Source organism: Rhizobium sp. NZLR1b (genome assembly GCF_019685155.1).
GTDB lineage: Bacteria > Pseudomonadota > Alphaproteobacteria > Rhizobiales > Rhizobiaceae > Rhizobium.
Genome location: NZ_JABDWC010000004.1, coordinates 172,267 through 187,224, shown reverse-complemented (window position 1 = coordinate 187,224; position 14,958 = coordinate 172,267). Strand labels below are relative to the sequence as shown.

At 60.6% G+C, this 14,958-nt stretch carries 14 protein-coding genes; 3 read left to right on the top strand and 11 right to left on the bottom strand.

Annotated features, from left to right (window positions below):
• The first annotated feature begins 13 nt into the window (after nt 1-13).
• Both HJB84_RS07540 and HJB84_RS07535 read left to right on the top strand, forming a co-directional pair.
• Entirely contained in the window at nt 14-1,732 is a 1,719-nt protein-coding gene (locus tag HJB84_RS07540) for an adenylate/guanylate cyclase domain-containing protein (protein WP_207585475.1), read from the top strand.
• Nucleotides 1,732-2,616, top strand: a complete 885-nt coding sequence (locus tag HJB84_RS07535; RefSeq protein WP_207585474.1) for an FkbM family methyltransferase — start codon at nt 1,732-1,734, stop codon at nt 2,614-2,616. Before HJB84_RS07540 ends, HJB84_RS07535 begins: the two co-directional genes overlap by 1 nt.
• A 116-nt stretch (nt 2,617-2,732) precedes the next feature.
• On the opposite strand, the gene HJB84_RS07530 is transcribed toward HJB84_RS07535, so the two are convergent.
• From HJB84_RS07530 to HJB84_RS07515, 4 genes are all read right to left on the bottom strand, one after another.
• On the bottom strand, nt 2,733-3,803 hold the full coding sequence (locus HJB84_RS07530) for a lipocalin-like domain-containing protein (RefSeq protein WP_207585473.1): 1,071 nt from the start codon (nt 3,801-3,803) through the stop codon (nt 2,733-2,735).
• Complete coding sequence (locus tag HJB84_RS07525) at nt 3,793-6,201, bottom strand: ABC transporter permease (RefSeq protein ID WP_221115622.1); 2,409 nt, start codon at nt 6,199-6,201, stop codon at nt 3,793-3,795. The genes HJB84_RS07530 and HJB84_RS07525 overlap by 11 nt, the downstream gene beginning before the upstream one ends.
• Nucleotides 6,198-6,857, bottom strand: a complete 660-nt coding sequence (locus HJB84_RS07520; protein ID WP_207585621.1) for an ABC transporter ATP-binding protein — start codon at nt 6,855-6,857, stop codon at nt 6,198-6,200. Before HJB84_RS07520 ends, HJB84_RS07525 begins: the two co-directional genes overlap by 4 nt.
• Before the next feature lie 225 nt (nt 6,858-7,082).
• Entirely contained in the window at nt 7,083-7,421 is a 339-nt protein-coding gene (locus tag HJB84_RS07515) for a copper resistance protein CopC (protein WP_221115621.1), read from the bottom strand.
• 313 nt (nt 7,422-7,734) lie between these two features.
• Between HJB84_RS07515 and HJB84_RS07510 the strand changes: the two genes are divergently transcribed.
• Nucleotides 7,735-8,169, top strand: coding sequence for an Rrf2 family transcriptional regulator (locus HJB84_RS07510; protein ID WP_259669607.1), 435 nt, complete (start codon nt 7,735-7,737; stop codon nt 8,167-8,169).
• A gap of 55 nt (nt 8,170-8,224) precedes the next feature.
• On the opposite strand, the gene HJB84_RS07505 is transcribed toward HJB84_RS07510, so the two are convergent.
• Genes HJB84_RS07505 through HJB84_RS07475 form a run of 7 tightly spaced genes read right to left on the bottom strand, consistent with a single transcriptional unit; the run spans nt 8,225 to nt 14,932 of the window.
• Nucleotides 8,225-9,124, bottom strand: a complete 900-nt coding sequence (locus HJB84_RS07505; RefSeq protein ID WP_221115620.1) for an RDD family protein — start codon at nt 9,122-9,124, stop codon at nt 8,225-8,227.
• Nucleotides 9,121-10,197: a stage II sporulation protein M gene (locus HJB84_RS07500; protein ID WP_207585468.1), complete on the bottom strand. Its 1,077-nt coding sequence runs from the start codon at nt 10,195-10,197 to the stop codon at nt 9,121-9,123. The genes HJB84_RS07505 and HJB84_RS07500 overlap by 4 nt, the downstream gene beginning before the upstream one ends.
• Nucleotides 10,197-11,516 carry a DUF58 domain-containing protein gene (locus HJB84_RS07495; RefSeq protein WP_221115619.1) on the bottom strand — a complete coding sequence of 440 codons (1,320 nt, stop codon included), beginning with the start codon at nt 11,514-11,516 and terminating at the stop codon, nt 10,197-10,199. The genes HJB84_RS07500 and HJB84_RS07495 overlap by 1 nt, the downstream gene beginning before the upstream one ends.
• Nucleotides 11,517-12,473 (bottom strand): MoxR family ATPase, encoded by a 957-nt coding sequence (locus tag HJB84_RS07490; RefSeq protein WP_207585466.1) that lies wholly within the window; start codon nt 12,471-12,473, stop codon nt 11,517-11,519.
• Nucleotides 12,460-13,734: a hypothetical protein gene (locus tag HJB84_RS07485; protein WP_221115618.1), complete on the bottom strand. Its 1,275-nt coding sequence runs from the start codon at nt 13,732-13,734 to the stop codon at nt 12,460-12,462. The genes HJB84_RS07490 and HJB84_RS07485 overlap by 14 nt, the downstream gene beginning before the upstream one ends.
• On the bottom strand, nt 13,727-14,482 hold the full coding sequence (locus HJB84_RS07480; protein WP_207585464.1) for a hypothetical protein: 756 nt from the start codon (nt 14,480-14,482) through the stop codon (nt 13,727-13,729). The genes HJB84_RS07485 and HJB84_RS07480 overlap by 8 nt, the downstream gene beginning before the upstream one ends.
• Before the next feature lie 3 nt (nt 14,483-14,485).
• Nucleotides 14,486-14,932: a DUF805 domain-containing protein gene (locus HJB84_RS07475; RefSeq protein ID WP_207585620.1), complete on the bottom strand. Its 447-nt coding sequence runs from the start codon at nt 14,930-14,932 to the stop codon at nt 14,486-14,488.
• Nucleotides 14,933-14,958: the final 26 nt, after the last annotated feature.

Sequence of the window (14,958 nt, the reverse complement as noted above, 5' to 3'; positions counted from 1 at the left end):
AGAACGGGAATGCATGACGACGGTCTCGGCCACAGGGATTTTTTCGGAGCGTACGATCAGAAGGGCGAGACTTGGTTCCGGCCTCGTCATGTTCATTTTCGTCCTGCTGCATTTGTCGAACCATGCGATCGGTTTGATTTCAGTCTCCGCCGCCGATAAAGCCGCCCGCCTGTTCATGGCGATCTGGCGCAATCCCGTCGGGACGACCATCTTCTATTCGTCGGTTCTGATCCACATCGCGCTGGTGCTGCGCGCCATCTATATGCGCCGCAGCCTGGTGATGCCAAAGGGCGAAATGGCGCAGATTGTGCTCGGCCTTCTGATCCCGCTGCTGCTCATCGATCACGTCATCGGCACGCGCATCGCCCATGAGCTCTATGGCTATATCGATGATTACGAGACGGTCGTCGGGTCGCTGTGGATCAGGGCTCCGGGGAATGGTCTGCGGCAGGCGCTCGGTGTCGTCGCAGTCTGGATCCATGGCTGCATCGGCCTGCATTTCTGGCTGCGCTACCGCCCCTGGTACCCGAGTTTCGCGCCGCTGCTGCTGGCGCTGGCGATCCTCGTGCCCGTGCTCTCGCTGCTCGGCTTCGTCGAAATGGGCCGGACGCTCGCCGACCCCTCCTATCAGCAGGCGATTGCCAACAGCCCCTACAAAGCGACCGTCAACACCCGTTACGCCTCGAACCCGGAGGTTATCCGTCAGGTCTCGACGATCCGCGCCGGCCTCTACGGCGCTTTCTCGGCCTCGCTGCTGATCGTCGTCGCCGCCCGCGCCCGGCGCAAGCTGAAGGAGCGCCTCGACCAGGTGGCCGTGCATTATCCGGGCGGCGAGGTGATCCGGGTGCCGCGCGGCTTCTCGGTGCTGGAAGCAAGCCGGCTCGGCGGCCTGCCGCATTATTCCGTCTGCGGCGGCAAGGGCCAGTGCTCCACCTGCCGCGTGCAGATCCTCGGCGATTACGGGAACCTGCCGGTCCCCGACAAGATGGAACAGACGACGCTGAGGCGTATCAATGCCGGCCCGGATGTGCGGCTCGCCTGCCAGCTTCGCCCGAACCGCGATGTCGCGGTGGCGCCGCTGCTCGTGCCGGCGCTCGAAGCGGCCCTTCCCGCCAACAGCCAGGAGACGAGCCCCGGCCGCGAACGCGAGATCGCCGTGCTCTTCGTCGATATCCGCCATTTCACCACGCTGACGGAAACGCGCCTGCCCTTCGACGTCGTCTTCCTGCTGAACCGTTATTTCGCCATCATCGGCAAGGCGGTGGAGCAGGCGGGCGGGCGCCTCGACAAGTTCATCGGCGATGGCGCCATGGCGCTCTTCGGCCTCAACACCGCGCCGGAGGAAGCTTGCCGCCAGGCGCTCAGCGCTGCCGCGGCGATCGTCGCCGAGATCGAGAAACTCGCCGCAGAGCTCGCCGACGAACTGGCGCTGCCGCTGCGCATCGCGATCGGCATTCACACCGGCCCGGCCGTCGTCGGCACGATGGGCTATGGCCGGGTGCGCAGCCTGACGGCGATCGGCGATACCGTCAATGTGGCGAGCCGGCTGGAAAGTGCTGCCAAGGAGTTCGAAGCGGCGATCGTCATCTCCGAACCGGTGGCGGCCCTCTCCGGCGCCGATCTCGCCGGCATCGAAAGCCGTGAAATCAGCGTGCGCGGCCGGGCTCTGCCCTTGAAAGTCTACGTCATTCCGAGAGAGAAAGCGGCAGAACCGCTCGAAGGAAGAGACTGATGCCCGGCAAACCGTGGCTCACCGCCAAATATTGGAGCCGCCGACTGCGCAAGGCGCGCAATGCCGCCGCCTCGCGCCTCTTCGACACCCGCTTCGGCCGCCGCCTGCTGATCGAGACTATCGGCCCGCGCGTCGTCTCGATGACGGTCGATGCCGGCGACCATCTGATGACTTTTTCGCCGTCGGACTATATCGGCCGCAAGGTCTTCCGGAAGGGCCATTTCGAGCGCGACGCCGTCGACCGGCTGATCGTCATCCTGCGCGAGCGCGGCCTCTTGCGAAAGGATGCGACGCTGCTCGAGATCGGCGGCAATATCGGCACCCAGACCGTCTACTTTGCCTTGAGCGGCACTTACGCCCATATCGTCAGCATCGAGCCCGATCCGCGCAATTTCCCGCTGCTTGCCCTCAACATCCGCCAGAACCGGCTGGAGGAAAAGGTCCGCCTCGTCAACTGCGCCGCCGGCGAGAGTGAAGGCGAGATCGACTTTTTTCTCAACCGCAACAATCACGGCAAGAGCAGCGCCATCCGCCAAAGCTCGACGGACAAGAAGATCATCGTGCCGGTGAAACCGGTTCCCGAGATCCTCGCCGGCCTTTCGATCGACCCAGCCGAAATTGGCCTCGTTTGGATGGATATCGAGGGTTACGAACCGGTCGCCTGCCGCTCAATGCAGCCACTGCTTGCCCGCCGGGTGCCGCTCTATATGGAGTTCACCCCGCTCTTCTACGGAGCGGAGGGAACCAAAGCCTTCACAACGATGCTGTCCGGCTTCTATGAGGATTGCGTCGTCATCTTCGAGGACCGCGAGCAAGAGATGAAGGTTTGCGACCTGCCGGGCGATTACGATCAGTACAACGTGCTGTTTCTGCCGACCACGTGACTTCCTGCACGACGTGGAGCACTGAAAGAGTGCAAGTCGGAGGCGAGCGGACGGTCGCTCGCCTGGCGAAGACAGCTAACCGGAAAAATCTCGTCAACGATGAGAGAGGTGAGTGCTTAATACCCGGTCATTTCGAGATATCCGACACCTGACGTGGTGCCCGTGAAGTTTACCGGCCCTTCCCAATAAGGCGTCGAAGTCGCCATCCAGGACTGGTCGTTCAACGGTTTGGTCGTGATATCGAGTGACTTACCCGGCACGCGGATACGCCACTCTACCGGCATCTGGTGCCCATTGACCGTTGCCTCTCGTGTTGGCTCCAACTGAACGTCGTCTTGCGACAGAGGTGTGGTTTGCCCATCCGCGGATATCCAGTTTGCGGAGATGAACCCGTCCATGTTGTCACGCAGGCGAAAAGCCATCAGCTTATCGCCGGATTCCATATGCAGTGAGAACCAGTCCCAGCCTGTCTGATTGGACGCAAGCGGCTGCGACGACCACTCTCGATCCAGCCAAGCCTCACCCGTGACATCAACCGGCGCCCCGGAGATCGAAATAGCGCCTGAGACCTCATAGAAAGGCTGCGAGTAGTAATAACTCGCCTGCCCGTCAGCCGACTTCACGGAAAAGCCGTTGTCGCCCTGCAGCACCAGCGGGCCGTCAGCCTTGAGGTGCAAGCCATAGCTGAAATCCGGGCCGTTTGCGGAGAGCGAAAGGTTGCCAAGAGCAAGCGAGCCTGCTCCATCAGCAGCTGTCGTCTGCCAGTCGTCGATCCACGCCCGAAACGGCATTGACTCAACGCCCGCTTGTCCAACTCCTCCCCGGCCAAAGCGCTCCGCGACATACTGGTGGGTTTGAGTGGTGATAGCCGCATGTCCGATCCAGACCTGCGGATCCGCGAAGCCTTCTTTGTTTCCCGGGGCCAGTGCGGATCGGAAGAGCGTCCATTGCGCGCCGTACTGCTTTTTATCCTCGCCTGTGAGGTTGGCAGTCACATACCACCATTCAATCCGGTAATCAGGATGAGCGCCGTGATCGGCGGGAAACGAGAGAGTGCCGCCATGTTTCGGGATCGCAAATCCCTGCGCATCTGACCCCAGCCCGGCAAAGCCCTGTGCGAAGGCATGTGCGCTTGCGCAGCTCATAACAACAGCCATCAGGACAACTGCCTGCATTCTAACGTTCATTGGCAAAGATCCTCAACAGATCGACCGGATTGACCGAGGCCAGACGCCGAACGGGAACCAACACCGACAGCAATGATGCCAGGAGGGCGATTGCTCCCAGCCGAAGCCAGTCCATTGGAAACACCATCATTGGCAACCGCCATCCAAAGGCCTCGACGTTCACAATCGCCAGCAGCACCCAGGCCAGGGCGAGACCAACCGGGATCGCCGCCAGAAATGTTGCAAGCCAGAGCGCAAGTGTTCGCGCCACTTCATAGAGCGCCAAGTTTCGTCGCCGCACGCCCATTGCCCATAACGGCGCGAGCTGAGGAAGCCGAATACCTGACAGCGTCAAAAGACTTGAGAACATGGCAAATCCTGCCACAGCTAGCGTGAGGACGTTCAGCGCACCCGTCACCTTGAATGTCTGGTCGAAGATGGCTCTCGATTGTCGCTTGAGGGAGGCCTGGTCAACGATCGCGGTATCCGGCAGACCGAAATCTTCTACCAGCTGACGCTTAAGATCCGAGGCTCGCTCGGGAGGCACTCGGACGCCGTAACGAAGTTTGGGTACATCGGGATAGTGATCGACCAGGCCATTGATCCCCACGATCACTTGACCATTTGGATTGCCATAGTCCGAATACACGCCGACGACAGTCGCGCTCCAGCCACCAGGCATCACCAATGGCTGGCCGATCTTAGCTTCGCCGCGACGCCACATCTGCTCATTGATCAGAGCGCCCTGCCCCGCGGCGACCTTTTCCCAGACCTCCTTGTCTGAAGCAATCAAGGGCCAATGCTCACGATAGGTGGGATCATCCGCAACGCCGAAAATCTGGATCTGCTCACCGAAGACTTCACCGTCGACGCTCCAGATTGGAAGGACTGCTGTCGCGCGCTGCGGAAGCCACGCCCGTAGCCGGGCAGCTTGATCCTCATCCTTGGCAGTCACGTAAAGTTCTGCGGCCAGGCGTTGATCCAGCCACCCGATAAACGTCAACCGGAAACTGGCAACCATCGTGCCGACGCCGATGTTCGCCGACAATGCGAGCAGCAGAGCAATCAAAGCCAGCGACAAGCCAGGGAGTTGCATGCGGGTGTCTGCCCAGAACCATTCTACCAGGGCGCTTCCTGCCAATCGATGAGATGCGGTCAGGATGAGGGCAAGAAGTCCAGGTAACATAAGAGCTGTTCCGAGCAGCAGGCAGCCCAGCACCGCAAAGCCCGCCACGAGGCCGGATGCCGTGATCGCAACGACGACGGCCAGGACAAGCAAAACTCCGCCAGCTCCGGCCTGATAAGCCAGTGATCTGGCCGACTCTCTTGCCCACGCCCGCGGTTGAGCGGCAGCCAAGATCGGCAGCTTCCAAACCCGCCAAAGGCTCTGCGCTGACGAGACAGCGGTTCCGCCAAGGGCAATCGCCAGTCCCGCCAACCACCACTCCGGCCGAATGGAAAGCGAACCCGATACATTGGCACCATACAAGCCCCGGAGCGTGGCAGCCACACCCGGCATTAGCAGCGAAGCGATCATGTATCCAAGGATGACGCCGATCAAACCCGATACCAGCGCGAGCACCGAGAGTTCGGCCACAAGCATGAGGGACAGCGCCCGAAGAGAGATACCAAGGGACCGCAGCGTTCGGAAGGTGCCACGACGCTGCTCGAAGGTCAGGCCTGTGGCCGAATAAACGATGAAAAGCCCAACGACGAATGAGAGAAAGCCGAAAGCAGTCAGGTTGAGATGGAAACTATCGGTAATGCGGGCAACGTCTGGCTGGTCAGCCGGTTCGCGAATCGTCAGTCCGGGTGCAATCCGGTCGAGAGCTTGGGCTTTGAGCTCTTGATTGGCAGCGACCACCAGGCGGTCAATCCTCCCGTACTTTTCGAGCAACCTGTCGGCGACGGATATATCGACGAAGGCGGCGCCATCGGGGACATTGTCGTCGACTTTGACAGGCATGTCCGGGCCCCCGCGCAGCCGTTCGGCGGTCGCGCTCGATACCAGAAGCTGTCCGCCGGCTGAAAAGAAGCCCGAGAGATCCGAGCCGCTGACGATCGCCGCACCCGGAGTGTCCCTTGGCATCGTCAGAGGTTCGATGCCAACCAGCCTTATTCGCGTGGTTCCAAGACGGTAAATTCCCTCAATGACCGGCGAAACCTGCAAACCCGCTCGACGCAGGTTTCCATAGATTTCGGTCGTGATACCGCCACCGTTGTTGGCGACGATCTGTCGAAGACTGCCCTGCTCCAAAACGGATGACGCCCGTGCGTAACTTGCCCTGGCCTCGGCGTTGATTGCCTGGACACCAGACCAAAGAGCCGTAGCGAGCGCAATTCCCATTACCAGGGTGAGCAACTGAAGCGGTTTTCGGCGCCAATGAGAAAGAAGCGCTGCGAACGCGACAACCTTCATCCGACAATCTTCCCGCCGCGAAGGACCACTGTTCGGTCCAGACGCTCTGCAAGCCTCGCAGAGTGAGTGACAAGCAGGAGAGCCGATCCCGCTGTCCGCGCCAGACTGACCATCAGGTCAAGGACGACATCCCCGGACTGCTCATCTAGATTGCCCGTTGGTTCGTCGGCGAGAATGAGTGGCGGTCGAGCGGCCAAGGTTCGTCCGATTGCGACGCGCTGCTGTTGCCCTCCAGAAAGCTGCTCGGGGTATCTTGCGGTGTAATCGCCCAGCCCCAATCTATCGACCAACTCTTTTTCCCAAGCGCGGTCGTACCGGTTCGCGAGTTTGGCGTGGAATGAGATATTGGCCGCGACAGCCAGTGACGGAATGAGATTGAACTGTTGGAAGATGAGTCCGACCTTGGTCCTGCGGTAATGTGCGCGTTCGTTTTCACTGAATTGCTTAAGATCTCGGCCGTTCATGACGACGGAGCCACCATCTGCATGGTCCAGCCCTCCCGCCAGATGCAGCAGCGTACTTTTGCCACTGCCGGACTCTCCCGTCAGGGCGACGCTTTCGGCAGCCGCTACGTCCAGATCGACGCCCCTCAGTATCTCAATCGGGCCTTCGGCGGTCGAATAGGATTTTTTGACGCCGGACAGCGTTAGGATCATCATGAACTCTGGAAGCGGCATTGATCGGCGCGTTATCCTCAACTAGGTGAGGTTCTCCTTCACGACAAGGTCCGAAAACCGGCTGATCGATGATAGTTCCTCGCCGCCAGAGCCCTCCAAAGTTCTCGAAGAATGGATCGCAGCGGTCTTCGCTGGCACCGTCGTCCTTCAAGCTCTCGTATCGCCCATAAATTCGGGCACGAGCATGGTAGCTCTACGGCGATTTCATTGGCCAACTTCAATGGAAACGAAGCCCTCTTCGGTATCGCCATCAGTCGTCGGTGTGCTCCACCTGAGCGTATAATTGCCTGGCCGCAGCCTGTCGCGAGTAGAAACAATGACCTCTCCTTGAGCAGGGCCTTCCTTGGCGCCTGCGCAGGCGACCAGATGGTTCCGTTCATCGCGCAGCTCGAAGACAGAGCGGGACAAATCGATCTGATAGGAAAAGGACAGTGAGACGTCAGAGCCTGTTACAGGCAAGATCTGGGCAACACCTGCAAAGGCGGCATGCGGCACCAGCGAGACACCGGCAATGATTGCCCAGATCGTAATTCTCCGCAGCATGGGCGATATCCTCAGAGCTAAGAGATTGAATGCGCAACCAAGCCACCGGGTTCCAGGCGGCAAAGGTCGCGCACGGCCGACACGCTATCGAGGGCGTGATTCGACAATGGCATCAGGTCACCAACGCGCGTCACATTTGTCGACCGGAGGAGGACTGTCTGCCGCGAAATCCACAACTTACGAACTCGTTGAGCGCGCCCCAAAGACAGCCTGCGCGTCTTCGAACAGCGCCCTGATCAACTCGCCCGATGGCAGATGCTGCGTCAGGCGAGTGCCTGTCCCGACGACAGGTTGGTGAAGTCGTCCTGCCCTTTTGCTTCCACTGCACCTGCTGATCCATATGGACCGGCATGAGCAGTCGGCGACCTCCGACATGATTGCGAAGATGCTCAACACGAATCCCGTCGTCGTCCGCCGCACCATGGCCGGCCTTCGCGAACAGGGCTATGTCCGCTCCGAAAAGGGCCACGGCGGCGGCTGGACGCTGCTGCGTCCGTTGTCGGAAATCACGCTGCTTAATGTCTACAACGCGCTCGGCGAGCCACATCTCTTCGCTATCGGCCCCGCCGATGATCGGCCGAAATGCCTTATGGAACAGGCGGTGAATACCGTCCTCCGAGATGCGATGAAGGAGGCGGAGGCCCTGCTCCTGCGGCGGTTGGGCAGCGTAACCCTGGAAGAAATCGCCGCCGACTTCGAAGCAAAACTGACCTCGCGCTCAGCGACGTCCTATTCCTGCGCCTCATGAGGGTTATGTTCCGCAGCAGAGGACATAACGGCTTTCCTTGCATGGCGAAGCCGCTTCAAACCAGCCTCTTCGCCTCTGTCCTCGTATGCTCATGGTACTTGTTTTCGCGCAGCGTTCCGAAAAGCTTCAGGCTCTCCAGATGCTCGCGCTGGGCGCGGTAGAATTCGTTGAGAAAGAACCGTTCCTGGCCGGGCTTCACGGTCTCGGGATACTGGATCCTTCGGGTAATGGTGCGGACGATCTGAGCGATCTCCACGCTGTTGCGGCTCTTCGTCGTGTCGCGGAGCACATCTTCCAGCGTCTGCAGCTCATATTTGCCGTAGATATCGAGATGCTCGGGTGAAAATTCGAATGCCGGCTGCGAGTCGGCGGCGGCAATCGCAGACAGTGCGAGGTCGGACAGCAGCACCGAGCGCGGATTGTCGACCACCAGCGTGCCGGCGATGATGTCGCCGAGCCGTTGCCGGCGCCGGTTGGCGAGCGGAACGATCACGACCACCAGAAGCCAGGCGCACGTTAAAGCGTTTTCCAATCCCGACTTGGTGGCAATCGATGCCAAAAGGGTCATGGGAGCGAAGATCTCCACCTCTTTCATCAGGTTGCGCGCGGTAACCTGATGGGGCGTCAGCCGTCGTCCGTTGGCGTTGATGACGCGGATGCCGGTTATCTTTTTCCCGAGTGTGCGTCCGTTCCAGATCAGCTCCGATAAAATGTAATAGGGGGTCCGCACCAAGAAACCCAGCAAGATGATCAGCATCATCTCGACGTTCGAAGGCAGTATCCCTGTGAAGGCGATAACGAAGGAGCAGATGACGATGAGGATACCGGTGAAGATGATGTCGAGGATTTGCGCGCCGAGGCGGCTGCCGATAGAGCCGATCGCGAAACTGATCGGAACACCCTCCGGCGGGATGAACTGTTCGACGCGGTTGCCGTCCTGAACTGACTGGTTCATCGCACAGACTCACGCGAAACTTTGCTGTCGCGGCCGCCAAACAGCAGCCAGCCCACCCAGAAGAGGCCCATCCCCCAGCCGATGGTGAGGCGCCAGATCGGATCCTGTATCAGCTGGCGAAGGAAACCTTCGATGAAGGCGGCCACGATCAGCATCAGCGCCGCAAGAATCGCGAGCTTGACGGCGTCACGTCCCTGGTGGCGCAACGCCTCCCGGCGGGTTCGTGCCCCCGGCAGAAGAACGGCAAGTCCGAGCCTTGCTCCCCCCGCGCAAGCAATGGCGATCGCCGCAAGCTCGGTTACGCCGTGGATCGAGAGCCAGCCGAAGACGTCGTATCCCAAGCCCTTGCGCGCAAACATCGCGAAGAACGCGCCCAGGATCAGGCCATTGTAAAAGGTCAGGATGAAGCTCGGCACCGACACGAAAATGCCGAGTGTGAAAATCAGCACGACGATGGTGGTGTTGTGGGAAAAGAGAAATGCGGAAAAGGCGGAGAGCCGGTCGCTGTCATGCCCTTCACCGCCATAGATCGTCGAGCGGAGATAATCGGCCGATGCATCCGGGGTGCGCTGGTCGGCCAGTCCCGGCGGCACCAAAGTATAGAACCAGCTGGGGTCGCTGGTGCAGAGCTTATAGCCCGCAAGCGCCCCCAGAACGAGCGCCAGGAAACCGATGAACAGAGGCAAAGCCGATCGGCGCACCGCCTGCGGAATGCCCTGCACCAGCAGGCGGGTGAACAGGCCGCCGAGGCTTTCCTGCGGCGCATAGACCACCAGATAGGCCCGGGCGCAGAGGCTCTCCAGATAGGCGATCAGCGCACGATCGAGGGAAATGTCGCGGGCCACGCTCAGCGAGTTCATCGCCTGCCTGTAGCCGGCGGTAAGATTGCGGACCTCATCATAACCGAGGGCGGCTGCGCCACCTTTCTCGGCCCGCGTCACGAGGTCGTCCAGCTGACGCCAGTGCATTTCGCGCTCCACCCGGAAGCGCGCCGAGCGAAGCATATCGGTCTGGATGGCGCCGACGTTGACCTTGCCGCCCGTATCTCTCCTGTCGCCGATACCGATATCCATCATATCATCTCACGGGATTTGATTTCGACGTAACGCGCAATAAGATCCGAGGTCAGTGCCTCCGGTGTGCTGTCGAGGCAGAGTACGCCGAGACGCGCCAGCTTTTCCATCACCGTGCGCCTCTCCTGAAGGATCTGGCGCGCTGCGACGGAGCGGGCGATAGCGTCCAGCGTCACCTCCTCGGGTTCCACCAGCTTTGCCAGCATCGGATCGCGCAAGGCGACGTAGACAATGAAATGATGCCGGGCGAGCACCTGAATGTTCTCGATCATCAGCTCCGCCGTGATACTGTCGACGAAATCGGAGAATATCACGATCAGCGAACGTCGTTTCAGGCGCCCCGACAGATGCGTTAATCCCAGCGTATGGTTGCTCTCCTGGGTTTCATAACGCAGCTCGGCGCACATCGTCTGCAGTCGCGGAAAGGCTGCTCTTCCAGGCAAGGCCGGCACGAACAGGCGCGGGCGGCTGTCGAAACTGTAGAAACCCACGAGATCGCCGGCAAGGCCACCGGCCCAGCACATTGCCAATGCCGCGTTGATGGCGCGATCGAGCTTGGTGAAGCCGCCGAGCTGTTCGGCCATGAGCCGTCCGGAATCGATGCACAAGATGATCTGGTGGTTTCGTTCGGCCCGCATCTCGCGCACCACTAGATTGCGCATCCGGGCGGACCGCTTCCAATCGATGCTGCGCGGATCCATGCCGCTTACAAATTCACGCAGCTGATGGAACTCCGATCCTTCGCCACGCAGCCGCAGATCTTTCTGACCGGCTTCCAGCGGCAGGATCTGCGTCCTTATCGCACCCGACAGCACCGGCGATATGTCGGGCAGAACGGCGATCTCTTTTCCCACCGGCATGCGCGCGATCATCTCGAGCAGCTTCAGCCGCGACGGCCACTTCAGCCACAGGTCATGGACTGCGTATCGTCCCCGTCGTGTCAGGTGAAGATCCAAAGAGGCCCCGGCAGATTTCTCTCCAGAGACTGACAAGGCGCTCGCCAATCTGCTTTCGCCGACGACAAGCTGGGGAGCGCAATCGAGCCGGATCTCGGTATCGTCAGGCACTGCGCCCTTCCGCGGCCGGATAGTGGCCATAAACGTGGCGGTGTGGCCGACAAAACCTTGCGGTGGGAGATCGAATTCCACCGTCATCCGGCCCGACAAGGCCGACATGACCAGATCGCCTGCCGTCAACGCCGCAAGCGCGACCCAAAGGCCGAGTAACAGGTAGCCCATATCGCGCCACCACACGCTGACGAAAACCGTCACCGCCGCCAAAATCAGAACAAGTGCGATCAGATACCGGGATGGCCGCATTTAACGGGGCGCATCCACGCGGTTCATGATGTTGCGGAGCACCTCGTCCGGTGTGCGGCCGTCGATTTCCGCCGAAGGCGAGAGAATGATGCGGTGGCGAAGCGCCGGCACCAGCAATGCTTGAACATCATCCGGCAAGCCGTAATCCCGGCCCTCGAATGCCGCACGCACACGCACGGCCGAGGCCAGAGCGTCGGCGGCGCGCGTCGATGCGCCGTAGAGAATATCGGCATCGGAGCGCGTGGCGCGCACCAGGTCGACGACATAGGTCAGGATCGTGCTGTCCAGATGGATCGCATCGATCAGCGCCCGTCCCTCGGCGAGCGTCGCACTGGTGACGAGCGGGCGGATGCCGGCATTGCGCATATCCGATTGCAGCGCCTGCTTGGCGTGTTTGGAAAGGATGGCAATTTCCGTATCTCGGTCGGGAAATTCGACGACGAGCTTGAACAGGAAGCGGTCGAGCTGGGCTTCGGGCAGGGGATAGGTGCCCTGCTGCTCGATCGGGTTCTGGGTGGCAAGCACGAAGAAATCCGGTCCCAGGGAATAATCGGTTCCGTCGAGCGTGACCATCCGCTCGTTCATCGCCTGGAGGAGCGCGGATTGCGTCTTCGGCGGAGCGCGATTGATCTCGTCGGCGAGAAGGATATCGGTAAAGACCGGACCCTTGGTCAGGTGGAACTGATTGGTCTGGAAGTTGAAGAGATTAACACCCAGGACATCACCGGGCATCAGGTCGGGCGTGAACTGGATGCGACGATAGACCAGTGCCATAGCGGCGGAAACCGAGCGCGCAAGCAGGGTTTTGGCCGTACCGGGAGGGCCCTCGACGAGACAGTGGCCGCCGGCAAAGATCGAGATCAGGACGAGATCGATGATCGCATCCTGCCCCTGCACCACTTTGCCGATTTCGCCACGAACCGTGGCGATAAGATTGCGAAATTCACCTAGATCCAAGCTCAATGCTCCCTAGCAATTTTCTGAATATCTCGAGATGGCGGTGGAGGTCCGCCCGCGTCATCACATGTCCGCGTTCGATCAGCGCCTCGGCTGTAGCGTGCAAGGCGTGCGCCCCTGCCTTGTCGCTGCGCGCCAGACGTTGAAACAGCCGCGTAATACCTGCCTGATTGCCGGCTCCAGAGCCGAAGAGCAGCTGCGCTTTATCGGCCAGCAGATGCAGCACGAACTGGCCGGCCATCCGCCCGTCATTGCCCGACAAACGAAGCAGCCGCGCCGTAGCTTCGATCGCAGCGGTCTTCGACAGCTCGATGTTTGCAGATGCCTCACGCAAAGGCGGCCCGAAGCGATACGCGCCGCGCCAGAAGCAGATCGCTGCGACGACGAGCAGTGTTCCCCAGATGACCGACAGCGGATAGGCGAAAAACCGCTTGAGATCGGAGGCAGAGCGCTCATAGGACTTGCCCTCGTCCACCGGTTTCTCGCTGTCCAGAGGCAGGCCGACCGTATCCAGATAGACCGGCCGCGTCTCGCCGGCGCCGCGCAGCAGCGCGACGAGCGACGCGGCGAAGGAGGCGTTATCGGCCAGGGCCATCCCATGATTGTTCAACAGGTCGGGATCCGACAGAAGATAAGCGTGATGATAGTTCTCGCAATGGATGAGCAGCGCACCGGTCAGCGTGCCCGCAAGCTCCCTGCACGAGGACGGCAGGCTCGCCAGATCGAAGGTTTGCGCTCGATACAAGGCAATGCTGATTGGCTGGTCCGGCTTGAGGCGCGGATGTGCCTCTTCAAGTCCCTTCCCGCTGCGATCGAGACCCAAATCTGAATAACCGATCCTGTCGAGTTCGCCGCGGATGTCGGCGAGATCAACCAGTCCCGCTGCGCTGGCGACACCATCGGTCGACACGCTGCCACGCCATTTCGGCAAAATGATCAGCGTCGGCAGCGCGTAGCGACTTGATTCCTGGACTGAGCTTTCCGGACCCGCCTCATCCGTTTCTTCGCCCGCCTGAGGGGCAACAGTCTCGCCTCGGCGTATCGACAGGGGAACGATGCGCAGCGAGATTTCCGAACTCGCTCGGGCGACATGCGGGTCGGATCGGATGACAGGGATTCCCTTGGCCTGCAGCCACAATTCCAATCCCTTGTTGCCGAGCGGCGAGCGGTCGAAATCGCTGCCCCGCGGCAGCCAGAAGAGTGCCAGCGCTACCAGCACAAGCACCATAACCAGGATTAAAACGGGGGCCGACTTACGCATGGGTCAATCTACCGATCGACAGAAGGTCGCGCGCCGCGGCGAGAAGGGTGCTGAAATGGTTTTCCGCAACGCTTCGACCGCCGTAATGAACGAGTTCCACCGCAGTCAGGAAATTTGCAAGCCGCTCGCGGTCGGGCATATTTTTCGGCAGGCGGGCGAAAACGGCGCGTTCCGTATCGGCACGGAAAAGACGGGTTCCGGTAATATCCGCCGCGTGCAGCAGGCAATGCCTGAGCAGCAGGACAAGCGCCTGCCGTCGATCCGCCATGGCCGCAATGCGCTGCAGGAAATCGCTCGGCTTCTCCTCAGCCTCCGCGGCCGATGTGCGCCAGCTTTCCGGCGCCTCCCCCTGCCGCTTCATTTCGCGAGGAGCAGAGGAGAGCAAGACACCGCCATTTCCGAAGCGGATCCACAAGCCGATGACCGCGATGAGACCGACAAGCACGACGGCAACCGCCAGAGGACCGCTGACGACCGACTCCCGCGGGACAAACAACGGCTTGCGTTGCGGTGGCGATGTCGTCGTATTCGATGCCGGTGCGCCTTTTGCGGAGGCGTCGCCATAGACCAGCGTACAGCGCAATCCGTTCTGCAAGCACTGCGAGGCATATTCGGCTCCGGCGGCGCTCCTTTGATGAGCATCGCCCTCGGCCTGCGGACTGCTGCTGTCCTGCGCTTGCGCAGGCGGAAAGGGAGCCGAGGTGGCCAGGATCAAAGCCACCAGCAGGCCGGCGTTGCGGATGGTCATGCTCTAGGCAAAGACCTCTGCTCGCGCTTCAGGACGCAACGGATCCGGACCGAACTTGTTCGGACCTTCGGTGCCCTTCATCACGGAAATAATGGTAATCGCGAGCCCCGTAACAGTACCGACATAGGGAACCATGCCCAAGACGATCACCGCGAGATACCACCAACCGGAAATGTTGCGATCATGGAAGCGGCGAACCTGAAGGGATAGGATGGGCAAAACGAGGGCAAGCGCCAACAATCCGCCAATAATCATAAGGACGACCACCAGTGAAGATGTTCCGCCCTGCTGACCGGAAAAAGCGCCTGCCGCGAAGGCCAAAATTACTATTGCGAGAGCCAACAACGCATAGAACAGCTGAAACCACCAATATTCCGACCGGGGGGCCCTGCCGGAAAAGGTTGCGTATTTCTGCGTCAGAACAGTCCGAACAGCTTCAGTAAACCCCATTTGAAACGCTCTCATTGTGCCTGCTG

Coding starts and splice junctions, on each gene's coding strand:
- HJB84_RS07540 (WP_207585475.1), top strand. CDS start 14: ATGACGACGGTCTCGGCCACAGGGATTTTTTCGGAGCGTACGATCAGA.
- HJB84_RS07535 (WP_207585474.1), top strand. CDS start 1,732: ATGCCCGGCAAACCGTGGCTCACCGCCAAATATTGGAGCCGCCGACTG.
- HJB84_RS07530 (WP_207585473.1), bottom strand. CDS start 3,803: ATGAACGTTAGAATGCAGGCAGTTGTCCTGATGGCTGTTGTTATGAGC.
- HJB84_RS07525 (WP_221115622.1), bottom strand. CDS start 6,201: ATGAAGGTTGTCGCGTTCGCAGCGCTTCTTTCTCATTGGCGCCGAAAA.
- HJB84_RS07520 (WP_207585621.1), bottom strand. CDS start 6,857: ATGATCCTAACGCTGTCCGGCGTCAAAAAATCCTATTCGACCGCCGAA.
- HJB84_RS07515 (WP_221115621.1), bottom strand. CDS start 7,421: ATGCTGCGGAGAATTACGATCTGGGCAATCATTGCCGGTGTCTCGCTG.
- HJB84_RS07505 (WP_221115620.1), bottom strand. CDS start 9,124: ATGAACCAGTCAGTTCAGGACGGCAACCGCGTCGAACAGTTCATCCCG.
- HJB84_RS07500 (WP_207585468.1), bottom strand. CDS start 10,197: ATGGATATCGGTATCGGCGACAGGAGAGATACGGGCGGCAAGGTCAAC.
- HJB84_RS07495 (WP_221115619.1), bottom strand. CDS start 11,516: ATGCGGCCATCCCGGTATCTGATCGCACTTGTTCTGATTTTGGCGGCG.
- HJB84_RS07485 (WP_221115618.1), bottom strand. CDS start 13,734: ATGCGTAAGTCGGCCCCCGTTTTAATCCTGGTTATGGTGCTTGTGCTG.
- HJB84_RS07480 (WP_207585464.1), bottom strand. CDS start 14,482: ATGACCATCCGCAACGCCGGCCTGCTGGTGGCTTTGATCCTGGCCACC.
- HJB84_RS07475 (WP_207585620.1), bottom strand. CDS start 14,932: ATGGGGTTTACTGAAGCTGTTCGGACTGTTCTGACGCAGAAATACGCA.